23 protein-coding genes and 1 pseudogene are annotated in these 20589 nt (G+C 70.4%); 11 read left to right on the plus strand and 13 right to left on the minus strand.

The window, feature by feature from the left end; translation table 11 throughout:
• Positions 1–359 (minus strand): annotated as a pseudogene (locus BCD49_RS38135) (serine/threonine protein phosphatase); the annotation flags it as partial.
• Positions 360–446: 87 nt separating this feature from the next.
• Here BCD49_RS38135 and BCD49_RS38140 point away from each other — a divergent pair.
• On the plus strand, positions 447–1115 hold the full coding sequence (locus BCD49_RS38140) for a LuxR C-terminal-related transcriptional regulator (protein WP_007511192.1): 669 nt from the start codon (positions 447–449) through the stop codon (positions 1113–1115).
• 28 nt (positions 1116–1143) lie between these two features.
• On the opposite strand, the gene BCD49_RS38145 is transcribed toward BCD49_RS38140, so the two are convergent.
• Positions 1144–2106, minus strand: a complete 963-nt coding sequence (locus tag BCD49_RS38145; protein ID WP_007511193.1) for a helix-turn-helix transcriptional regulator — start codon at positions 2104–2106, stop codon at positions 1144–1146.
• Between the two features lie 61 nt (positions 2107–2167).
• On the opposite strand from BCD49_RS38145, the gene BCD49_RS38150 reads away from it, so the two are divergent.
• Positions 2168–2803, plus strand: a complete 636-nt coding sequence (locus BCD49_RS38150) for a DinB family protein (protein WP_007511194.1) — start codon at positions 2168–2170, stop codon at positions 2801–2803.
• A gap of 1 nt (position 2804) precedes the next feature.
• Positions 2805–3242 carry a VOC family protein gene (locus BCD49_RS38155; RefSeq protein WP_007511195.1) on the plus strand — a complete coding sequence of 146 codons (438 nt, stop codon included), beginning with the start codon at positions 2805–2807 and terminating at the stop codon, positions 3240–3242.
• An 88-nt stretch (positions 3243–3330) separates the two neighbouring features.
• On the opposite strand, the gene BCD49_RS38160 is transcribed toward BCD49_RS38155, so the two are convergent.
• Together BCD49_RS38160 and BCD49_RS38165 are read right to left on the minus strand one after the other, a co-directional pair.
• On the minus strand, positions 3331–4194 hold the full coding sequence (locus BCD49_RS38160; protein ID WP_007511196.1) for a mycofactocin-coupled SDR family oxidoreductase: 864 nt from the start codon (positions 4192–4194) through the stop codon (positions 3331–3333).
• 221 nt (positions 4195–4415) lie between these two features.
• Complete coding sequence (locus BCD49_RS38165; RefSeq protein WP_007511197.1) at positions 4416–5204, minus strand: TetR/AcrR family transcriptional regulator; 789 nt, start codon at positions 5202–5204, stop codon at positions 4416–4418.
• 331 nt (positions 5205–5535) lie between these two features.
• On the opposite strand from BCD49_RS38165, the gene BCD49_RS38170 reads away from it, so the two are divergent.
• The 3 genes from BCD49_RS38170 (at position 5536) to BCD49_RS38180 (ending at position 8445) form a co-directional block, all read left to right on the plus strand.
• Positions 5536–5988 carry a pyridoxamine 5'-phosphate oxidase family protein gene (locus tag BCD49_RS38170; RefSeq protein WP_007511198.1) on the plus strand — a complete coding sequence of 151 codons (453 nt, stop codon included), beginning with the start codon at positions 5536–5538 and terminating at the stop codon, positions 5986–5988.
• 72 nt (positions 5989–6060) lie between these two features.
• A complete protein-coding gene (locus BCD49_RS38175; protein WP_007511199.1) occupies positions 6061–7113 on the plus strand; it encodes an aldo/keto reductase in 1053 nt (350 codons plus the stop codon).
• Between the two features lie 75 nt (positions 7114–7188).
• A complete protein-coding gene (locus tag BCD49_RS38180) occupies positions 7189–8445 on the plus strand; it encodes an amidohydrolase family protein (RefSeq protein WP_007511200.1) in 1257 nt (418 codons plus the stop codon).
• A 115-nt stretch (positions 8446–8560) separates the two neighbouring features.
• Here BCD49_RS38180 and BCD49_RS38185 read toward each other — a convergent pair whose 3' ends face one another.
• On the minus strand, positions 8561–9142 hold the full coding sequence (locus BCD49_RS38185; RefSeq protein ID WP_007511201.1) for a YdeI/OmpD-associated family protein: 582 nt from the start codon (positions 9140–9142) through the stop codon (positions 8561–8563).
• A 101-nt stretch (positions 9143–9243) separates the two neighbouring features.
• The gene (locus BCD49_RS38190) at positions 9244–9936 is read right to left on the minus strand and encodes a winged helix-turn-helix transcriptional regulator (RefSeq protein WP_071042483.1); all 693 of its coding nucleotides are present in this window, start codon (positions 9934–9936) and stop codon (positions 9244–9246) included.
• Between the two features lie 53 nt (positions 9937–9989).
• On the opposite strand from BCD49_RS38190, the gene BCD49_RS38195 reads away from it, so the two are divergent.
• On the plus strand, positions 9990–11339 hold the full coding sequence (locus tag BCD49_RS38195) for a 4Fe-4S binding protein (RefSeq protein ID WP_007511204.1): 1350 nt from the start codon (positions 9990–9992) through the stop codon (positions 11337–11339).
• Positions 11340–11352: 13 nt separating this feature from the next.
• Here BCD49_RS38195 and BCD49_RS38200 read toward each other — a convergent pair whose 3' ends face one another.
• The 7 genes from BCD49_RS38200 to BCD49_RS38230 all read right to left on the minus strand — a co-directional run bounded on the left by BCD49_RS38200 (position 11353) and on the right by BCD49_RS38230 (position 17476).
• Positions 11353–12120 (minus strand): MerR family transcriptional regulator, encoded by a 768-nt coding sequence (locus BCD49_RS38200; RefSeq protein WP_007511205.1) that lies wholly within the window; start codon positions 12118–12120, stop codon positions 11353–11355.
• Positions 12121–12199: 79 nt separating this feature from the next.
• On the minus strand, positions 12200–12994 hold the full coding sequence (locus BCD49_RS38205; protein ID WP_007511206.1) for an ABC transporter permease: 795 nt from the start codon (positions 12992–12994) through the stop codon (positions 12200–12202).
• Positions 12991–13947 (minus strand): ABC transporter ATP-binding protein, encoded by a 957-nt coding sequence (locus tag BCD49_RS38210; RefSeq protein WP_007511207.1) that lies wholly within the window; start codon positions 13945–13947, stop codon positions 12991–12993. The genes BCD49_RS38205 and BCD49_RS38210 overlap by 4 nt, the downstream gene beginning before the upstream one ends.
• 204 nt (positions 13948–14151) lie before the next feature.
• The gene (locus BCD49_RS38215) at positions 14152–14985 is read right to left on the minus strand and encodes a TauD/TfdA dioxygenase family protein (protein ID WP_007511208.1); all 834 of its coding nucleotides are present in this window, start codon (positions 14983–14985) and stop codon (positions 14152–14154) included.
• A gap of 58 nt (positions 14986–15043) precedes the next feature.
• A complete protein-coding gene (locus BCD49_RS38220) occupies positions 15044–15640 on the minus strand; it encodes a carboxymuconolactone decarboxylase family protein (RefSeq protein ID WP_007511209.1) in 597 nt (198 codons plus the stop codon).
• Between the two features lie 67 nt (positions 15641–15707).
• Positions 15708–16238 (minus strand): nuclear transport factor 2 family protein, encoded by a 531-nt coding sequence (locus BCD49_RS38225; RefSeq protein ID WP_007511210.1) that lies wholly within the window; start codon positions 16236–16238, stop codon positions 15708–15710.
• A complete protein-coding gene (locus BCD49_RS38230; RefSeq protein ID WP_071042484.1) occupies positions 16235–17476 on the minus strand; it encodes an amidohydrolase family protein in 1242 nt (413 codons plus the stop codon). Before BCD49_RS38230 ends, BCD49_RS38225 begins: the two co-directional genes overlap by 4 nt.
• Before the next feature lie 124 nt (positions 17477–17600).
• Here BCD49_RS38230 and BCD49_RS38235 point away from each other — a divergent pair, with 124 nt between their 5' ends.
• From BCD49_RS38235 to BCD49_RS38250, 4 genes are all read left to right on the plus strand, one after another.
• A complete protein-coding gene (locus tag BCD49_RS38235; protein WP_241832483.1) occupies positions 17601–18215 on the plus strand; it encodes a TetR/AcrR family transcriptional regulator in 615 nt (204 codons plus the stop codon).
• A 169-nt stretch (positions 18216–18384) separates the two neighbouring features.
• On the plus strand, positions 18385–18978 hold the full coding sequence (locus tag BCD49_RS38240) for a TetR/AcrR family transcriptional regulator (protein ID WP_007511214.1): 594 nt from the start codon (positions 18385–18387) through the stop codon (positions 18976–18978).
• A gap of 67 nt (positions 18979–19045) precedes the next feature.
• The gene (locus BCD49_RS38245; RefSeq protein ID WP_007511216.1) at positions 19046–19414 is read left to right on the plus strand and encodes an EthD domain-containing protein; all 369 of its coding nucleotides are present in this window, start codon (positions 19046–19048) and stop codon (positions 19412–19414) included.
• A gap of 119 nt (positions 19415–19533) precedes the next feature.
• Complete coding sequence (locus BCD49_RS38250; protein WP_007511218.1) at positions 19534–20556, plus strand: LLM class flavin-dependent oxidoreductase; 1023 nt, start codon at positions 19534–19536, stop codon at positions 20554–20556.
• Positions 20557–20589 lie beyond the last annotated feature (33 nt).

The following is a 20589-nucleotide window of genomic DNA, read 5'->3' on the forward strand; positions in this document are numbered from 1 at the left end:
TCGTCGAGGAGCTCCTCGACGAGGAAGGCGTCACCGTCGTCATCCTCGACCAGGAGGACGGGCCAGTCGGTCTGGCCGGGCTCGGCTGCCGCCTGCACGGGCAGCTCGAGGAGGGGCGTGAGGCCGGCCGACGCGGGTCCGGTCGAGCTGGCTTCGCGCAGGTTGGTGGACGATGCCGCCGGTACATCCCGGATGTGTCGGGTGTGACCGGGACTCACGAGCGCGCTCAGGTGTATCCCGATCGCTTCGCCCGGTTCGACACCAGGGACGATGACGCGGTCCGCCGGGGTGTACATGGCGGTCAGTCCGGGCACCTCGGAGACCAGTAGGTCGCCATGAGGCGGGATGTCGCCGACCATAGATCACACTTAACCCCGGACAAAGGGGGCGTGATACCCCCCTAGGGGTGGTAACTCCCGCCCATGCCAGGTGATACGCCCTTACCTATGACAGGCGGAGTGTCCGGGCCGATCACCGTGGCGCTGGTCGATGACTACGACGTGGTGCTCGCCGGGGTGGCCCGCATCCTGGCGCCTTATGAGGATCGTGTCTGCGTCGTCGAGATCGATACGAACAGTCCAGTCGGTCAGGACGTCGACATCGTGCTTTATGACTCCTTCGCCCAGGCGGAGGCAGGCGGAGACGACCTCGGGTACGTCGTCGCGAACAAGCACACCGGCCGGGTCGTCATCTACACCTGGATCTTCCACCAGAACCTGATCGAGGACGCCCTGGCTCGGGGCGCGCGGGGGTACCTGTCGAAGACGCTCACCGGCCGTGAGCTCGTCTCCGCGCTCGAGGCCGTGCACGCGGGGAAGGTCGTCGTGAGCCCGGCGCCTCGCTCCCGCGCCACCGCGGGCCAGGACTGGCCGGGCCGGAACGAGGGCCTCACCGAACGGGAGGCTGAGGTCCTCGCACTGATCACCCAGGGCCGCAACAATGCCGAGGTCGCCGAGATCACCTGCCTGAGCCCGAACACGGTGAAGTCCTACATCCGCGCGCTCTACCGCAAGATCGGTGTGGCCAGCCGCTCCCAGGCCGTGCTGTGGGGCGTCCATCACGGATTCGCCCCGGACCACCACCACCGCATCCAGTCCTGGCACGCCAGGCCGTAGCGGGCCGGTTGGCCTGTCAGCTGGTCTGTCAGCCGGTGCCGGCCAGCGCCGCGGCGCGGCGGGCGAGCCGGGCGGCGGCGGCGCGCAGCTCCGGCGGCTCCAGCACCTCGGCGTCGAAGCCGAGGCGGGCCACGTGCACGGCCAGCCAGTCCAGGTCCTCCCCGCCGAGGACGAGCACGCACCACCCGTCGCGGTCGTCGTCCTCGACGCGTCCCACCTGGGGTGGCACCAGCTCACGCACCTGGTCCGGCCGGGCGTGCACACGGACCCGGGCGAGATGGCGGTACGGAGCCGCCGTCACCGACCGCTGCACGTAGGCGACCGGGTCCGGATGCTCCCTCGGCCGGAAGCGCCAGGTCGTCGCCACCGCGTCGCTCATCCGGTCCAGCCGGAAGGTGCGCCAGTCGGCGCGCTCGACGTCCCAGGCCATCAGGTACCAGCGGCGGCCGGTGGCGACCATCCGCACCGGCTCGACGGTGCGCTCGCGCTGGGCGCTGTCACGGCCGGCGTACCGGAACCGGACCCGCACCGCGTCGCGGCAGGACCGCGCGAGCGTCACCAGCAGCTCCGCCGAGATCTCGACACCGGGGCCGACGAGGGTCTCGGTGGCGCCGTGCACCGCGTGCATCTCGGCGCGCAGCCGAGGCGGCATCACCTGGTCGAGCTTCGTGAGCGCCCGCAGCGCCGCCTCGCCCGCTCCGGCGACCGTGCCGCCCGCCGCCAGCCGCAGAGACACCGCCGTCGCGATCGCTTCCTCGTCGTCGAGGAGCAAAGGCGGCAGCCGGGTGCCCGCTCCGAGCTGGTAGCCGCCGCCGACGCCCGCCGTGGCGCGGACGGGATAGCCGAGCGCGCGCAGGCGTTCGATGTCGCGGCGCACCGACCGGTCGGTGACGCCCAGCTCGGTGGCGAGCGCGGCGGCGGTCCAGGACGGGCGGTGCTGCAGGAGCGTCAGCAGGCGCAGCACCCGCTCGGTCGTCGCCTCGACGGTCATGCACGCATTGTCCCCGCGATCGCGGAACGAAACTGTCCGCTATTGAGGGGAGGGTGGAACCATGACCGACCAGACCTGGAACTCGATGCTGCGCGACCAGCTCGCCTGGCACTGGACCCACCAGCTGCGCGATCGCCTCGACGGGCTCACCGACGACGAGTACTTCTGGGAACCGGCGCCCGGCTGCTGGAGCGTGCGCCCGCGTGGCACCGGCACCGCGCCGGTGGCGGCCGGGGCCGGCGTGATGACCATCGACTTCGCGGTGCTGGCTCCCTCGGAGCCGCCGCCGTTCGCGACGATCGCCTGGCGGCTCGGGCACGTGGTCGTCGGCGTGCTCGCGGTGCGCAACGCCGCCCACTTCGGCCGCGCGCCGACCGACTACCGGTCGTTCGAGTACGCCGCGACCGCGACCGAGGCGCTGGCCCAGCTCGACGCGGAGTACGCCACGTGGATGGCCGGGGTCGAGTCCCTCGGGGAGGCCGGCCTCGCCCGGGCGTGTGGCGCGGCGGAGGGGCCGTATGCCGAGTTTCCGCTGGCGGCGCTGGTGCTGCACATCCACCGTGAGCTGATCCATCACCTGGCCGAGGTGTGCCTGCTGCGCGATCTCTACCTGCATACTCACCCGCAGGCCCGGCACGGAACCGGCCAGCGGGCCGGTGAGCAGACCCATCAGCGAATTCGACAGGAGGCGAGCTGAGATGGCCCGCGACGTCCAGATCACCTTCGACTGCGCCGACCCGGCCAAGCTGGCCGCGTTCTGGGCCGAGGCGCTCGGCTACCGCCTGCAGGACCCGCCCGCGGGTTTCGACTCGTGGGACCAGGCGCTGACCGCGATGGGCGTGCCACCCGAACGCCGTAACGACGCCTCGGCTCTGGTCGACCCCGACGGCGCCCGACCGCGGCTGTTCTTCCAGCGGGTGCCGGAGGGCAAGCAGGTCAAGAACAGGGTCCATCTCGATGTGCGGGCCGCTCCCGGGCTTGCCGGCGACGCGCGGATGGCGGCTCTGGAGGCGGAATCCGCGCGGCTCGTCGACCATGGCGCGACCCGGCTCGGGCGCCACGAACCCGCTCCGCCGCTCGGGGCCGGGCACATCGTGATGGCCGACCCCGAGGGCAACGAGTTCTGCCTCGACTGAGCGTCCGCGCCCGCCTGGGGGAAGGCCGTCGCGCCTTCCGCCAGGCGGCGCGCTCGGCGGAGCGGCCGTCCTCGGCCGCGGGGCGGCCCTAGATGGCGCGTTCGCCCTTGAGCATCGAGCCCGCGTCGATGCGGATGTTGAGGCCGGTGATGTAGCGGGAGTCCTCGCTGGCCAGGAAGGTGACCAGGGCCGAGACGTCGCCCGTCTCGATGTACGGGATCGGCATCGGCTGCATCCCCGGGAAGGCTGCCTCCGCGTCCTCGCGGGTGGGCGTCTTGCCCTCGGCGACGAGGTCCGGGCGGAACGCGCGGTAGATGTCGTCGTTCATCAGCAGGCGGGTGTTGACGTTGGTCGGGTGGACCGCGTTCAGCCGGATGTTGTGCGGGGCCAGCTGCAGCGCGAGCGTCTCGACATACTGGAACCCGATCCGCTTCGCGAACGAGTACCCGACGCCGCCGGTCTTGCCCATCGCCTCGGTGGTGTTCTTCATCAGGCCCGCGCACGAACCGGTGATGATGATCGAGGCGCCGGCCTGCAGGTGCGGAGCGACGACGGCGACCGTGTTGTGGGCGCCGACGAAGTCGACGTCCATGCCGTCGATGAAGCCCTCGATCAGGGTGTGGTCATTCATCGGCAGGATGCCGGCGTTGGCGCAGACGATGTCGACCTTGCCGAAGCGGGCGAGGCCCTGGTCGAGCGCGGCCTTCAGCTCCGCCTTGATCCGCACATCTGCCTTGACCGCGACGATGCCGCGGCCGAGCGCCTCGACCTCCTTGACGGTCTGCGCCAGATCCTCCGCGCTCGCCATCTCGTAGTTGACGCTCGGGATGTCCTCACAGATGTCGACCGCGATGATGTCCGCACCCTCGCTGGCGAGCTTGATGGCGTGACTACGCCCCTGCCCCCGCCCGGCGCCGGTAATGAAGGCGACCTTGCCGTCCAACTTGCCCACGTATCTCGTCCTCCTCGTCAAGCGGCGTCGGTCGCTGGTCGTGGCCGCATCCGCCCGTCCCTATGCGATCGGCACTCGCTGATGGTGCCGAATTATGCGATCCTTGGTCGCATATCGTCAAGGTCGCGTTCCGCCTCGCGCCGCGACAGCGTAGCCGCGCGGCGGGACGGGGCGGGACGGGGCGGCTCGCGAGAGCGCGTCTCCAGTCGGGTTCGTGTGACTCATCCGCCGACGGGAAGCTGGTGGGTCACGCCGTCGAGGAAGACGGCCATGCCGTGGTCGAAGACGTCGTCGGCGGACGCCGCGATGTAGGCGCGCCCGGCTGTGCGCAGGGCGGTGAACTGGTCGGCGGGCAGCCCGTCGAGCAGTCGGCCGAATCCTTCGGCACCGGTCGCTCCGCTCGGACCGCGGCCGGCGGCGCTGCGTTGGATGTCGGCGGAGCCGGCGATGAATTTGATCATCGTGATGGTCGTGCAGGCGGCCTGTTCGTCGGTCAGCCCGGCTTCGAGGAACAGGCCCAGCGCGGCGTCGATGACGCGCAGCGTGTTCGGTCCGTATGCCCAGGTGCTCCGCCGGGCGGATGGCGGCAGTGGCTGGTCGAGGATGACGCGCCGTATCTCGCGCATCAGAGCCTCGGTATCGGTGCGCCAGCCCTGGCCGGTGCGGTCGAGTCGGACGTCGCCCATCACGTGATCGCTGATCAGTGCGATCAGCTCGTCGCGGCTGGCGATGTGCCGGTAGAGCGAGGCATTGCCGGTGTGGAACCGATCGGCTACGGCGCGTACGGTCAGCGCCTCGAGCCCGTCCTCCCGCAGGATCTCCAGGGCGGCCTCGACGATGCGGGTGGTGGTCAGTCCGCCGGCGCGCGGCCTGCGCCTGGCTTCCGCGGCGGCGCGATCCGCCCACCAGCGGGCCGAGCCGGGTTCGGGCGGCGCGACCTTGTCCTCGGGGGGTTCGGAGCATCCGGTCTCGGTGGGTGATCGGTGCTTCACCGGACCATCTAACACCATCTTGACACTATGCGACCGCTGGTCGCATACTTCGGTGGCCGCAAGGGAGCGCCGGAAGGAAATGACGGCCACTTCGGTATGGAGTGTGCGGCCACGATTGCCGGACGGAGGACGGCTGGCTGTCCTCCTCCGCGATTCCTGCTATCGACCGCGGGGCGGGCGGGAGTTGGCCGCCGGCGTCGCCGTCCGGACGCGACCGGGTTTTCCTGGCCAGCCGCCAGGCGGACACCATGGCGCATTGCCGGATGCTGCCTCGTATTCATTGGATGATCGCGGGAAGGTGTCGCCGCCTTTGGCGCGGCTGAGATCACGAAATAAGGGAGAAGGTCGGATGAAAGAACAGCGCCGAGGGCGCAAGATAGCCATGAGCCCGGCCGAGGTCGACGCCTTCCTGACCGAGGAACGGACCTGTCGCGTGGCGACATCAGGCGCGGAGGGGCCGCATCTGACACCACTGTGGTTCGTCTGGGACGGAACCGCGTTGTGGCTCAACTCGATCGTCAAGAGCCAGCGTTGGACGGATATCGCGCGCGACCCGCAGGCCGCGGTCCTGGTGGACACCGGGCACGGCTTCAACGAGCTGCGCGGCGTGGAGATTCGTGGAAAGTTCGAGCCCATGGGCGACGTTCCGCGCACCAGTGCGCCGGACCCGGGGCTCGAGGTCCCGGAACGCCTCTTCGCCAGGAAGTACACCGGCCGCGACGAGATGCACTACGACGGCCGGCACGCCTGGCTGCGGTTGACTCCGGAGAAAATCACGAGCTGGGATTTCCGGAAGATGTGACCCGCGAACCCGGCGGGAAATCGACGTCGGGCGACCCCGGAAGAGACCGCGCAGACAAGGGAAGGATCCACCGTGAACTATCGTCGGCTCGGAACAACCGGCGTCGAGGTGAGCGGGCAGTGCCTGGGCGCGATGATGTTCGGTGGGCTCGGTAACTCCGACCATGACGACTGCGACCGCATCATCAATCGTGCGCTGGACGGCGGGGTCAACTTCATCGACACCGCCGACGTCTACTCCCATGGCGAGAGCGAGGAGATCGTCGGGCGGGCGGTGCGGTCACGCCGCGACGAGGTGGTGATCGCGACCAAGTGCTTCTACCCGATGGGGGACGACCGCGGTCGCCGCGGCGGTTCCCGGCGATGGATCATGCGGGCCGTCGAGGACAGCCTGCGCCGCCTTGGCACCGACCGCATCGACCTCTACCAGGTGCACAAGCCCGACTGGGAGACCGACCTGGAGGAGACCCTCGGCGCGCTGACCGACCTGGTGCGCCACGGCAAGGTGCTCTACCTGGGGTCGTCGTCCTTTCCGGCGGACTGGATCGTCGAGGCTCAGTGGGCCGCCGCCCGGCGCGGTGGCAACCGGTTCGTCTGTGAGCAGTCCCAGTACTCGATCTTCGCAAGGTCGGTGGAACAGGCGGTTCTGCCCGCCTGCCAGCGGCACCGGATGGCGATGCTTCCGTGGAGTCCGCTCGCCGGCGGCTGGCTCACGGGCAAGTACCGGCGCGGCGAACAGCCACCGGCCGGATCCCGGTTCGACGCCAACAGCCCCTTCATGCTGGGCAGCGTCAGCTCCGCCGAGGACCGCCTCTCGCGGACCCGGTTCGACGCGGTGGACGCCCTGCGCACGATCGCCGACCAGGCGGGACTGTCCCTGACCGCGCTCGCGCTGGCATTCGTCGACAGCCATCCCGCGGTCACCTCGACGATCATCGGGCCGCGTACCCTGCCGCATCTCGAGGACGCGTTGGCCGCCGCGGACGTCCGCCTCGACCAGGACACCCTCGACGCCATCGACAAGGTCGTGCCCCCCGGCACGGATCTCCCCGGCGTCGACCACTTCGTCCAGTACCCGGCGCTGCGGCCCGAGGCTCGCCGGCGGTCCGCCTGGCCCGCGCCCTAGACACACGCACCGGCAGGAGCGCTTACGCCGCCCGGCTGGCCCAGCAGGCCCAGCAGGCCCGGCAGGAGGAGGAGCATGAACATCGACGATATGATCTTGGTGAGCATCGACGACCATGTGGTCGAGCCGCCGGACATGTTCAAGAACCATGTGCCGGCGAAGTGGGCCGGCCTGGCGCCCCATGTGGAGACCGACGACAAGGGCGTGGACCGGTGGATCTACCAGGGCCGGGTCACCGGGGTCAGCGGCCTCAACGCGGTCGTCTCCTGGCCGGCGCAGGAGTGGGGGCGCGACCCGGCGGGATTCGCCGAGATGCGCCCCGGGGTCTACGACATCCATGACCGGGTGCGGGACATGGATCGCAACGGCATCCTCGCGTCGATGTGCTTCCCGACGTTCGCCGGGTTCAGCGCCGGCCACCTCAACCATTTCCGGGACCCCCAGACGGTGGTGATGATCCAGGCATACAACGACTGGCACATCGACGAGTGGGCGGGCACCTACCCCGGCCGGTTCATCCCGTTGGCGCTGCTGCCGACCTGGGACCCGGGGCTGATGGTCGACGAGATCCGCCGGGTCGCCGCCAAGGGCTGCCGCGCCGTCACCATGCCCGAGCAGCCCCACCTGGAAGGGCTGCCGAGCTACCACGACATCGACTACTGGGGGCCGGTCTTCGAGGCCCTGTCCGACACCGGCATGGTGATGTGCCTGCACATCGGCACGGGCTTCGGTGCCATCAAGGGCGCGCCGGACGCGCCGATCGACAACCTGATCATCCTGGCCTGCCAGATCTCGGCGCTCGTGGCGCAGGACCTGCTGTGGGGTCCGGCGATGCGCTCCTATCCGGACCTGAAGTTCGCCTTCTCCGAGGGCGGCATCGGCTGGATCCCGTTCTACCTGGACCGCTGCGACCGCCATTACACGAACCAGCGCTGGCTGCGCCGGGACTTCGGCGGAAGGCTGCCGAGCGAGATCTTCCGCGAGCACTCGCTGGCCTGCTACGTGACCGACCCCACCTCGCTCCGGCTGCGCCGCGAGATCGGGATCGACATCATCGCCTGGGAGTGCGACTACCCGCACGCCGACTCGATCTGGCCCAACGCTCCGGAGTTCGTCCTCGCCGAGCTGGCGGACGTTGGTGCGACGGACGAGGAGATCGACAAGATCACCTGGCGGAACGCCTGCCGGTTCTTCGGCTGGGATCCGTTCGCCGTGGTGCCGAAGGAGCGGGGGACCGTGGGCGCACTGCGGGCGACGTCGACCGACGTCGATACCACCATCCGCTCCCGCAAGGAGTGGGCGCGGCGCTACGCCGAACGACAGGCCAGCTGAACCAGGCGGACCACCGTCATGCCGCCGGGCCCGTTCTCCGAGTCCGTCCTTCGGGCCCGGCGGCACGACCGTCCAGGCGGCGCCGGCAGGCTCCCGGCCGGGCCGGCTGGCCTGATCACTGCGGGTGCGGGGTCTCGCCGCGTTCGAGCATCCCGACGAGTTTCGCGAGCCGGTTCGCCCGGCTCGACGGGCTCGGCGCCGTCATGATGCGGTGGATGACCGAGTATCGGTTCTGGCTGTTCAGCCGCGCGAAGAGCGCCGCGGCGGCCGAGGATGCCGCCAGCGCCGCGGCGAGGTCCTCCGGAACCTGCGCCGTCGCGGAACCGGCGTAGGCGCGCGCCCAGCGCCCGTCCGCCTTCGCGCGGTCGATCTCGGCCTGGCCGCGCGGGCGCATCCGCCCCTCGGCGATCAGCCCGGCCACCAGGTCGATGTTCCGCCGCGACCAGAGCGACGCCCGGCGGCGCGGGCTGAACCGCTGCCGGAACGTCGCGGCGTCGAAGGCCCTGCGCTGCCCGTCGATCCACCCACTGCACAACGCCTCGTCGAGCGCCTGGTCGTAGCTCAGCGAGGTCGGCGAGACCGTGCCCTTCTTCGCCAGGAGCAGCCAGACGCCGTCGAAGGTGTCCTCGTGCCCGTCGAGCCACGCCCGCCAGGCCGCGGCATCCGCGACGACGAGAACCTCCGGCTCCTCGCCCATGGCGGCACCCCCCTCACCCGGTCATCGGGAACGTCCCTGTCGGCCGGACATTACCTGCGCCGAACGGCGTGGATCGATCAGCTGGGGGAGATCAGCCGCGCTTAGGCTGGCGATGYCGCCGCGCGCGGGAGGGGCGGGAAGACGGCGATCGCGCCGAGGAATCTGCTGATCTCCTGCTCGCGGCCCTCGACGCGCACGCCTGGGTGACCCGCGGCGCGCGTCGACGGGAGCGTGGCGAAGTAGTTGGCCAGGTCGCGCCTGGTGCCGAGCAGCTCGACGTCCGGATGCGGATCCGCTCGGGCCTCCAGCATCCACCGGCCACCGCGCCCGCTGATCGTGTACGTGTCGTCGTGGTCGAGGGTCCGGACCACCCAGGTGGCCGGGCCGACGTCGAGCTGCTCGCGGTCCAGGACGAGGCGCACGGAGTTGAGCAGGTGCTCGGGATGGGTCGGTTCGCCCGGCGCGGGCGGGGCCGCGAGATGGCGCAGGCCCCACAGGGCGAGTTCGTCCAGCGAAGGCGCGAGGTCGTGGCCGGCCGGGGTGAGGCTGTACCAGACCTCGCGCCGGCCGGGCTCCCGGTCCACGCAGACGAGTCGCTCCGATTCGAGATCACGCAGCCGCTGCGTCAGCGTCCGCGGTGTGATGCCGCCAAGCCGGTCCATCAGGTCGGTGAAGCGTTTCGGGCCGGTCAGCAGGTCGCGTACGACGAGCAGGGCCCAGCGATCTCCCAGCCGCTCGAGAGTCTTGGCGAGCATGCAGAAGTGCGCGTACGCGGAGCGCGGCGTGGTCGGCACCCGTCGAGCCTACCCTCTCGTGGAGATACTATATCTACGATACTATTCGCGGCATGGTGAACGAGACCCGACGGATCTTCCGGGGCACCGACGAGGCTGAGGCCGCCCGCCGTGTGTACGAGGCATCGCTGTCCTCACCGCCTCGTCCCGACCGCGTCGAGGCCGGCTGGCTGCGCGAGCTGTGCCTGCGGGCCGGTGCCGCCGATGTCGGATTCGTGGACGTCGGCCGGGCCGGCCTGGGCGGGGAGAACGACAACGCCCGCCGGCTCATGCCCACCGTCCGGTCGCTGATCTGCCTCGTCGGGATCTCCAACCGGGACGCGATCCGATCGACCTCGCGCGCCACGGCCAACAAAGCCTGGCATCGCACCGGCGACAAGCTCGAAAGCGCCGCCGCGCGCATCTGCGAGGAACTGGCCGAGGCCGGCGTCCGCGCGATCCCCACCAACATGGGATTCCCGATGGACGTGCAGGTCCCACCCGGCCAGGCCAGCTGGGCCATCGCGCACAAGATCGTGGCCGTCGAGGCGGGGATGGGCCACATGGGCATCAACCGCAACATCATCCATCCGAAGTTCGGAAACTTCGTACTGCTCGACACCATCCTGATCGACGCGGAGATCGACGCCTACGGCCAGCCGCTGGACTACAACCCGTGCCTGGGCTGCAACCTGTGCGTCGCGGCCTGCCCGGTCGGGGCGATCAGCAACGTCGGGGACTTCGACTTCTTCGCCTGCCTCGGACACAACTACCGCGAGTTCCCGATCAGCGCGACCGACTGGGTCGACGCCGTGGCCGCCGGGGACGCCAGCGCCTACCGCGCGAAGTTCCGCGAGGACGAGACCCTGTCGATGCTGCAGTCCCTGGCGTTCGAGCCGAACTACAAGTCGGCTTACTGCATGGCGGTGTGCCCGGCCGGCGAGGACGTCATCGGCCCCTATCTGGCCGACAAGGCACGCCACCGCGACGACGTGCTGCTCCCGCTGCGTCAGCACCCCGAACCGGTCTACGTGCAGTCCGGCAGCCACGCCGAGAAGACGGCGGCCCGCAACCCGGCCAAACGCGTGCGTTACCTCGACTTCAAACCCGACGTCTCCACCGTCGCCAACTTCGCCCTCGGCCTCCGGCATATGTTCACGCCGAGCGCATCTCTGCCGGACGGGCTTCGGGTCGAGTTTCGTTTCCCCGACGGCACCCTGCTCGCCACCGTCAGGGACCAACGACTCACGACGGGATCGGCCGACGACCTGCCCGTGGACGCGACCGTGGTCTGCGACGAGCTCGACTACATCAGGATCCTGCACCGCCCGATCGCCGGCCGCCCCACCTACACCGAACCGGACAGGTACACCGTCAAAGGCGATCCGGCCGCATTCCAACGCCTGCTGGCGTCTCTTACCTGACCCGGACGCTCGATCAGGTCGGATGGATCCGCTCGAACTTGGTCCAGCCCCGCCAGCCGCGTTCCTCGAGCAGTTCCATGAGCCGACGGGCGATCGGCACGGAGTCGAGGAAGAAAGAGTCGAGGAGGTCCGCGAGCTCGTCGGTGATCTCCTGGTCGTGGTCCGCCCATTCCTCGATACCGGCGTCCTCGAGAGAGGCGACGAGCCGGTCGGCCACAGCGGCCAACCGCGGGTCGTCCACCCCCCAGTCGATCATCGCGACGAGATCCCAGTAGAGTTCGACCGTCGCCGGATTGTCGAGCTCCTGCTGCTTCAGCTTCATGTAGAGCGACATGTGCTGCGGGAGCTGGGCGGCCACCAGGATCCAGCCATCCCGCTCRCCCTCGATCATCCGCTCCGGCAGTCCTAGCTTGCGCAGCCGGTCGAGGTACGCCACGGCCTCCGGCGGCAGGGCCAGGCTGTCCCCGGCTGCCAGCTGCGCGATCCGCTCGCGGTGTCGTTGCCGCTCCCTGATCTCCGCGCGCAGGCGCCGGTCGATGTCGGCGACCGCGGCGTTGAACTCCGCCTCGCCCGCGGTCAGGAGCTCGCGGACGCGCGCGAGCGGCACGCCGGCCTCGGCGAGCGTACGGATCTTGATGAGCTCGACGACGGCGCGGGCGTCGTAGCGCCGGTAGCCGGAGCGGTCGCGCTCCGGCTCCGGCAGGAGGCCCTTGGCGTGATAGTGCCGCACCGCGCGCACGGTGACGCCGGCGTACGACGCCAGCTGGCTGATCGTGAGCACCGCGCCAGTCTCCTAGAGGCAAAAGGGCGTGCGAAAATGATCTTCTTCGCACGCCCGGCGGCCGTCGTCCCCGGGATCATTATTTCGCGGGTACGCGCAGGAACAGCCGGCGTGACCAGAGGTAGCCGAGCAGCGAGATCAGGACGCACCAGCCGATCGCGAACCACAGGTCGGAGTTCGTGTGCGCGCCCGTGACGAGTGCGCGGAGAGTGTCGATCATCGGGGTGAACGGCTGGTGCTCCGCGAACTGCCGCAACCCGGCCGGCATCGCGTCGGTCGGCACGAAGCTGCTGCTGATGAACGGCAGGATCATCAGGAACAGCGGGGTGTTGCTGGCCGTCTCGACGCTGTCCGCCGCCAGGCCCATGCCGACGGTCAGCCAGGTGAGCGAGAACGAGATGAGGATCAGCAGCCCGATCGCACCGAGCCAGCCGAGCGGGCCGGCGTCGGAGCGGAACCCGAGGAGAAACGCGAACGCCGACACGATCACCACGGCGATTCCGGTCCTGATGACGGCGCCCAGCACGTGGCCGGTGAGCACCGACACCCGGGCGATGTTCATGGTGCGGAACCGGGCGATGATCCCGGTGGTCATGTCGGACGCGGTCGAGATCGCGGTGCCGAGCGCGACGCTGGCGACGGTCATGAACAGGATGCCTGGCGTGATGAAGACGAGGTAGTCGCCGCGGTCCCCGCCGCCCTCCTGGCCCGGCAGGCCGGCGCCCAGGGTCCCGCCGAACACGTACACGAACAGCAGCAGGAACAGGATCGGCTGCGCGATCAGCATGATCGACAACGAGGGATAGCGGCGGATGTGCAGCAGGTTGCGCCGCAGCATCGTCGCCGAGTCACGGACGGTGTAGGTGGTGCTCATGCGGGGATCTCCTCGGATGCGGATGCCTTGGCCGCGCGGCCGGTGAGCGCGAGGAACACGTCGTCGAGGTCTGCGGACCCGACCGTCAGGCCGGCGACGCCGTCGTCGTCCAGGCCGTCGAGCACGCGGCGCAGCCCGGCGATGCTGCCGTCGTTCGGCACCTGCAGGGTGAGTGCCTCGGCATCGATGGTGGCCTCCGGGTGTGCCGCCGCCGCCGCGGCCAGCCCCGCGGCGTCGGTGAACTGCACCGACACATGCCCGCCGGGCACCCGCCGCTTCAGCTGGGCGGCCGTGCCCTCGGCGACCAGGCGGCCCCGGTCGAGGACCCCGATCCGGTCGGCCAGCTGGTCGGCCTCCTCGAGGTACTGCGTCGTCAGCAGCACCGTCACGCCGTCGGCGACCTGCTCGCGCACGATCGCCCACAGTTCACGACGGCTGCGCGGGTCGAGGCCGGCGGTCGGCTCGTCGAGGAAGATCAGCCGGGGCCGGGCGATGAGCGTCATCGCCAGGTCGAGGCGCCGCTTCATGCCGCCGGAGTAGGTCTGCGCCCGCCGGTCGGCCGCGTCGACGAGGTCGAAGCGCTTCAGCAGCACGGTCACGGCGGTGGTCGCGGTCGCCCGGTCCAGGTGCGCCAGGTCGGCCATCAGCCGCAGGTTCTCGCGGCCCGTGAGCAGCGCGTCGATCGCCGAGAACTGCCCGGTGACACCGATCGCGGCGCGCACCCCGGCGGGCTCGCGTCGCACGTCGAAGCCGGCGACGCGGATCTCGCCGTCATCGGGGGCCAGCAAKGTGGAGAGGATGTTGACGATGGTCGTCTTGCCGGCGCCGTTGGGCCCGAGGAGCGCGTAGACGGTGCCCCTCGGGACGGTCAGGTCGACGCCGTCCAGCACGGCGTGGTCGCCGTAGGACTTGGTGAGTCCGGAGACCTCGATCGCGGGGGTGGTAGTGGTCATGCCGCCATGCTGGGACCCTGACGCAGGGTCAAGGTCAAGCCGCTGCCGGCAGGGGATTTCCGGGGCAGCTCGATGAGATGTTGGGTCGGACGCACACCAGTACGTGGCCAAGGTCGAGCGGCGCCCCGTGGCGGCGGCTGCTGGGCGCCTCGCGATGCGACGGCGCGGGTCGGCCGGCCCCGGTCGAGGCGCGGCCGGGCCGTTTCAGGCGACGGTTTCCTCGCCGACGAGGGTGGTGCGGTGCATCAGGCGGCGGGAGGCGGCGGTGTAGGGCTGGGCGCGGTGCAGGATTCCGGTGTTGTCCCAGATGACGAGGTCGCCGCGTGACCACTGGTGGCGCAGCGAGAACCGGGGCTGGGTCGCCCAGTCGAGCAGCCGGTCGAGCAGGGCGCGGCTCTCGTCCGAGGCCAGGCCGACGACGTGGTCGGCGGTCGTGCCGACGAGCAGCGACTTGCGGCCGTTGCGCCGCGTCCAGACCAGTGGATGCTCTCGGGAGGGCACCTTGTCCCAGCTGGCGCGGATCCTGTCGGAGGCGTCCGGGTTGATCAGCCGCTGTGTGGCCGCGAAGCTGTGCACCACCCGTAGCTCGGCGAACCGGGCCTTGTCGTCGTCGGGGAGCCCGTCGTAGGCGGCGTAGAGGCTGGCGAACTCGGTGTCGCCGCCCTCGGTGGCGACCTCCAGTGCGGTCAGCAGGGTCGCCTTCTGGGGTACCGGGTCGTTGGCGCCGTCGATGTGCCAGTAGAAGGTGCCGGTCCGGTAGGCGGCCAGGGTGCTCTGCGCCGGGTCGAGGGAGATCGCGGAGACCTCGGGGAAGTCCTGCTGGCCGCCCATCGGGGCGACGACGACCTCGCCGAGCATCCGGGACAGCGCGACGAGGTCGGCGTCGCCGATGTGTGCCTCGCGGTAGATGACGACGCCATGTTCGTCGAGGTACTTGCGGGTGTCGGCGGCGACCGTCGGGTCCGCCAGCTGGTGGCCGGCGAGTCCGGTGATCTGGACGCCGACCTCGGCGCTGATCGGGCTGACGGTGACGGACATCGGTGACTCCCGTCGGATCGGATCGGATCGGGCGCGGGTGGTGTGGTTGGCGGCGCTGTTATGTGGCTGGCGACTGGCGCCGGGAAATGGCGTCGCGCAGGTCGTCGTCGATCTCGATGCCGCAGGAGGCGAACATGTAGGCGAGCGTCTCGTACGCGCCGACCGTGAAGATCACGTCCAGGAGCTGCTTGATCTCGAGCTTGTCGGCAAGCATGGCCCAGCTGGCGTCACCGATCTTGCCGTCACTGATCAGCTCGTCGGCCGCGCGCAGCAGCGCCGCGTCCAGCGGGTCCCACAGCGGGGCGTCCGGGCCGAGCGCGATCCGCTGGATCTCCTCGTCGGACAGGCCCTCGTCGCGCGCGATGAACGTGTGCTGCAGCCACTCGTAGCCCGTCCCGCGCAGCGCCGCGACCCGCAGCACGATCAGCTCCCGCTGCCGGCCGGACAGCGTGCTCGTCGACATGAGGTGGCCGTTGAACGTGTAGAACGCCCGCGCCAACGTGGTGTGGTGAGCGAAGGTCCCGAGCGTGTTCAGGGCCTTCGAACGACCCTCGGCGGACAGCTTCCGGGGCGTGCCCGGGGGCTCCAGCGCGGCCAGAATCTGCCGCATCTCCGTAGGCCACTGCCTGGGCCGGAGCGGCTCGATACGTGCCATGGAATGGTCCCTTTGTCGGTGATCGTCTGGCAGGGAGCCAGCCGGCGGTGCTCCTACGGTCGCTGCCCTACGGTTGGACGCCCGGCGTGGCGATCGCCGGGCAGGTGTGCTCGGCCGGGTGGTAGCCGTCGTGCCAGCCGTCGGTCCCGAGAAGGTGCAGCTTTCGTTCGTGCAGCCGCCAGCCGTCGGCCGTCCGCACGGCGACGTCGTGGTAGTAGCCCCAGACCTGGGGGGTCTTCCCAGCTCTCGTGAGGTGCCAGGCGTACACCGACGTCCGGACGGTGGCGCGGTCGTCGGTGTCGAACACGATCAGCACGTTGGCGTTGTGATGACTGGTCGCGACAAACCCGTAGTCGACGCCATCGCGGACCGCGCTGTCGAGCAGGGCCCGGTACTCGCGGCGCCCGTGGATCACGGGCGCGGAGCCGGGGCCGTAGTCGATGACGCAGTCCTCGGTGAACAGCGCCGCCAGTTCGTCGTTCAGCTTGTGGTCGACGCAGTAGGAGTAGCGGCGGACGAGATCGCCGATGGCGTCCTTGTCGAGCAGCCGGCGCAGCGCCCGGCGGTCGTCTCCGACACCGTCGTCGGAGGAGCTCATACGGAGACCGGGGCTTCGAGTCCGAAGAGCTTGGCGGTGGTCCCGCCGAGGATCGCCGCCCGGTCCGCCGCGCTGACGCCGCGGAACTGCTCGGCGATGACCTCCCGGGTGCGGCGGAAGGTGCCTTCCGGGTGCGGGTAGTCGACGCCCCACACGAGGGTGGATACGCCGGTGATGTGCCGGCAGGCCAGCGCGATCGGGTCCTCCTGGAACGACACGTGGATCTGGCGCTGGACGTACTCGCTGGGCCGCAGCGGATAGGGCCACCGCTCGTTGAGCTTGAACACCTGAGCCATACCGGTCTGGGCGTCCTCCGGACGATCGTCGTCCCACACGCCGACCCAGAAGTCCCGGTCCTGGCCGATGCCMAGCGTCCAGGCCTTGTCCATCGCGGCCATGAACGACACGAGCCAGTTCGCGTTGAACTCGACCAGCACGAAATGCAGATCTCCGAACCGCTCGGTCACACCACCACCGACGAGCGAGGCGATGATCTGCTGGGGCGCGAGTGACTGCTGGGTCGCGGCGAACACGATGCGGTCGACGACGAGATCGTCGGTGAGTTCCTGGCTCTGCGCCGCCACCGTCATCATGAGGCCCCGAAGCGTCGGCGACGCCTTCCGGCTCACCTTCACCCCGCCGGTAGCGACATGGAACGTCACGGTCATGCCGTTCGCCTGGGCCGCCGCCCACACCCGGTCCAGCTCCCGCGAGTGATAGGGGATCGGGGACACCGCCGGCAGGAGGATCGCCCGCAGGCCGAGTCCGGCCGCACGCTCGATCTCGATGACCGCGTCGTCGACGTTGGTCATCGGAATGGGTGCCGTCGGCGCGATCCGCGCGCGGTGAGCGGCGAACGTCTCGGCGACGTAGTCGTTGTAGACGCGGGCGTGTGCCATCGWCAGCTCGTGATCGTCCGAGTACAGGCCGAAGAACGACAGGTTCGGGTGCATCACCTGCGCGCGGACACCCTCGCTGTCCATGTCGTCGAGGATCCGGTCGGGCTGGCCGGTGTTGGGCGAGCCATCGAAATGGGGGTAGGCGGAGTTCGTCCAGCCCTCGAACCCGGGTGTGTGCAGCTTCCGGAAATGGGTGCGCCCGTCCTCGCCAAGCGGCGCGATCGTCAGGTCCTCCTCCCAGACGGCGCGATCCCGCAGGTGCTTCGGGAGCCGGGTCAGGAAGAGATCGGGTGGCTCGACGATGTGCCCGTCCACAGAAACGAGGAGCTCTTCCGTCACGGTGGGTCCCTACGCTCTCGACGGGGCGGCCCGCGGGCAGCCCGGGAAGGTGAAACTCGGTGTCACGCTAGCGACCGAGATTCACAAGTGCAAGCCAGGTTCAGGCCAGGGATAGGATCGCCCGGTGAACGGTGYGACTAGGACGACCACGCGGGACGTGCCCCGGACGACCGCGCGGGACGTGGCCCGCAACGCGGTGCGGGCGATGCTGGCGGAAGTGGCCCTGGACCTGTTCCGCCGTGATGGTTTCGACAACGTCACCATCAACGACATCGCCGCCGCGGCCGGCGTGTCCCGCAGCACCGTCCTGCGCCACTTCGGCACCAAGGAGGACGCCGTCCTGGGCGCCCTCGACGCCCACGGCGCGCAGGTCGCCGACGCCCTGCGCGCCCGCCCGCCCGCCGAGAGCGACTGGGTCGCGCTGCGCCGCGCGCTGGACATCATCGTGGAGATCTACCGCCAGGACCCCGCGGCCGCCCTCGCGACGACTCATCTCGTCCTGGCCACGCCCGCGCTGCACACCCGCCAGTGGGAGAAGCAGCACAGCTGGCGCCCCGCCCTGACCAGGGCACTCGCCGAGCGCGGCGCATCTCCGCTAGCAGGGGTCGTCACGCACTCCGTACGAGCCGCCGCCGCCCTGGACTGCCTCAACATCGCGATTGCGCACTGGGCGAGATCCGGCAACACCCTCGACCTCGCCGCCCTGCTGGACGAAGCCTTCGCGGCCCTCGGACCGTGACCGGCCGTCGGCCGGGGACGCCGTGCATCGCGGATCTCGAACCTCGGATGGCGCCGCGGCCTCGACGGCGCCGGGCGGTTCCGGACCGGCGGTACGGTTAGCGTGCTACGATCCGGACCGGTGGTCCGATCCGGTGGGGCGGACTCGCGGCCGGGTGGGAGGCGCGCTGGTGACCGTCGTGACGGAGAGGGCTGACGCCGCCCGCAACCGGGAGGCGATCCTGGTGGCGGCGGCCGAGCTGTTCGACCGCGCGGGCGTCGAGACGGTGTCGATGAACGACATCGCCGAGGCGGCGGGCGTCGGCAAGGGCACCCTCTTCCGCCGGTTCAGCAGTCGTACCGCCCTGATCGAGGCCGTCCTGACCCGCCGCGCCACGGCCTTGCTGCGGCGCGAGCACGACACACCGCCGTCCGGACCTGGGATCGAGCCCGTCGCGGCCTTGCGGGCCTACCTGGACAGCCTGCTGGACTTCGTCTGGGAGAACCGGTCTCTCATCCGGGCGCTCGACCAGAGCGGGCCGAACGTGTTCTACGAGAACCTGGCCAGCCAGCACTGGATCGGCGAACTGACCCGGCTGGTCGCCGCCGCGCGTCCCGGCGAGGACGCGGACTATCTCGCCCACATCCTGTACACGGCGATGCGGGCCGACGCCGTCGACTACCTCCATACCGCCCGCGGCATGTCGCTCGACCGGATTCGTGCCGGGCTGCATGCCGTCGCCGTGGACTCGGCCTCGGCCGCCGCCGTACCTGTCGTCGGCTGACCTCTCTCCGCGCTCTCCGCCACCAGGTCGCCACCCGGCGACCGGTCCGACCCGAAGGGGAACCGCCGTGATCAAAGTGATCATGCTGTTGAAGCGGAAGCCCGGGCTTTCCCTGGCCGACTTCGTCGACCACTACGAGAACGTCCACGTCCCGTTGGTCGAGAAACTCGCCACCAGGGCCACGCATTACGAACGGCACTTCCTGCACCCGATGGGTGACCTCGTCGCCGGCGGGGAACCGCTGGAGCCGGAGTACGACGTCGTCACGGAGATCTGGTACGACGACATGGCGGCGTTCACCGCCGAGCAGCGCGACGCCCGTCAACAGCCGGACCTGGTCGCCGCCGTCATCGCGGACGAGAAGGTCCTGTTCGACCGGGCCAGGACCCGCGTCGCCTTCGCCGAGGACCGGGTCTCCAACCTCACGACCACCTAGCCGGCGGCGGAATGCTGGAAATGGTTTCGGAGGCCCGTGCCGCGGGACGCGCGTATACCGACGTGGGCGGAGGCGGCCGGTGACCCGGGCGGCCAGATCCGCCGGAGATGAGCATCGACATGGCTGACCCAGACCTGGCTGATCTCGAGGTGTCCTGCGGGCTGCCGCCGGGGCCCGACTTCGCCGACCTGGCCGTGCTGGCCGAACAGCTCGGCTACCGCCGGGTGTGGATCTATGATTCGGCGCCGCTGTGGGAGGACCCGTTCGTCCACCTCGCGCTCGCGGCGGAGCGGACCAGCCGGATCGGCCTGGGTACGGCGGTGCTCGTCCCCGGCGAGCGGTCGGTGATGGCGATGGCGTCGGCCGTCGCCGCGATCGCCCGCATCTCCGACGGGCGGTTCCGGGCCTGCTTCGGAACCGGCTTCACCTCGCGGGTCGCCGCCGGCCAGCGCCCCATGAAACTGGACGCCCTCGCCGACTACGTCACCGCGCTGCGGCAGCTGTTGGCGGGTGGGACCGCGGTCGCTGACGGCAGGCCGGTCCGGATGCTGCACGCGCCGGGTCTCACCGGCACCCGGCCGCTGGAGGTGCCGATCTGGCTCAGCGTCTTCGGCCCGAAGGGCGCCGCCCTCGCCACCGAGGTGGCCGACGGCATCATCGGCCCGCCGCACCCCACCCTCCCCACCGCGACGATCATGTCCGGCACGGTGCTCGACCCGGGCGAGGACGCGGGTTCGGACCGGGTTCGGGAGGCCGTCGGGCCGTGGCGCGTTGTCGACTGGCACAACGCCTACGCCCAGGGCGGCGCCGCGGCCGTCGACGCGCTGCCCGGCGGCCAGGCCTGGCGGGAGGCGCTCGAGGCGCTCGCCCCGGACGGCGAGCGCCACCTGCTGACCTTCGAGGGACACGTCACCCACCTGCCCGACCGCGACCGCGCGCTGCTCGAGAACATCGACGTCCGCACCTTCGTCGGCGACCCCGAACGCATCCGGCGCGGCCTCGCGCGCATGGCCGGCTTCGGCTTCCGCGAGGTCGTCTACACCCCGACCGGACCCGACGTGACGCGCGAGTTGACCGCCTTCGCCACAGCTGCCAAGGCAGTCGAAACTGGGATCGGGGCCGCCGTCCCAACCCCAATGTGACCTGCCTTGATGAGTGGTCCCGGCCGGTGCGGC

It is taken from the genome of Pseudofrankia sp. EUN1h (assembly GCF_001854645.1).
Classification (GTDB): domain Bacteria; phylum Actinomycetota; class Actinomycetes; order Frankiales; family Frankiaceae; genus Pseudofrankia; species Pseudofrankia saprophytica.

What these genes read in the sequence shown, in the direction of transcription:
- BCD49_RS38215 (WP_007511208.1), bottom strand. Translation starts at nt 14,985, where the DNA reads ATGTCCGTCACCGTCAGCCCGATCAGCGCCGAGGTCGGCGTCCAGATC.
- BCD49_RS38185 (WP_007511201.1), bottom strand. Translation starts at nt 9,142, where the DNA reads ATGGGCGAGGAGCCGGAGGTTCTCGTCGTCGCGGATGCCGCGGCCTGG.
- BCD49_RS38180 (WP_007511200.1), top strand. Translation starts at nt 7,189, where the DNA reads ATGAACATCGACGATATGATCTTGGTGAGCATCGACGACCATGTGGTC.
- BCD49_RS38145 (WP_007511193.1), bottom strand. Translation starts at nt 2,106, where the DNA reads ATGACCGTCGAGGCGACGACCGAGCGGGTGCTGCGCCTGCTGACGCTC.
- BCD49_RS38195 (WP_007511204.1), top strand. Translation starts at nt 9,990, where the DNA reads ATGGTGAACGAGACCCGACGGATCTTCCGGGGCACCGACGAGGCTGAG.
- BCD49_RS38205 (WP_007511206.1), bottom strand. Translation starts at nt 12,994, where the DNA reads ATGAGCACCACCTACACCGTCCGTGACTCGGCGACGATGCTGCGGCGC.
- BCD49_RS38170 (WP_007511198.1), top strand. Translation starts at nt 5,536, where the DNA reads ATGAAAGAACAGCGCCGAGGGCGCAAGATAGCCATGAGCCCGGCCGAG.
- BCD49_RS38140 (WP_007511192.1), top strand. Translation starts at nt 447, where the DNA reads ATGACAGGCGGAGTGTCCGGGCCGATCACCGTGGCGCTGGTCGATGAC.
- BCD49_RS38220 (WP_007511209.1), bottom strand. Translation starts at nt 15,640, where the DNA reads ATGGCACGTATCGAGCCGCTCCGGCCCAGGCAGTGGCCTACGGAGATG.
- BCD49_RS38225 (WP_007511210.1), bottom strand. Translation starts at nt 16,238, where the DNA reads ATGAGCTCCTCCGACGACGGTGTCGGAGACGACCGCCGGGCGCTGCGC.
- BCD49_RS38250 (WP_007511218.1), top strand. Translation starts at nt 19,534, where the DNA reads ATGGCTGACCCAGACCTGGCTGATCTCGAGGTGTCCTGCGGGCTGCCG.
- BCD49_RS38165 (WP_007511197.1), bottom strand. Translation starts at nt 5,204, where the DNA reads ATGGTGTTAGATGGTCCGGTGAAGCACCGATCACCCACCGAGACCGGA.
- BCD49_RS38150 (WP_007511194.1), top strand. Translation starts at nt 2,168, where the DNA reads ATGACCGACCAGACCTGGAACTCGATGCTGCGCGACCAGCTCGCCTGG.
- BCD49_RS38155 (WP_007511195.1), top strand. Translation starts at nt 2,805, where the DNA reads ATGGCCCGCGACGTCCAGATCACCTTCGACTGCGCCGACCCGGCCAAG.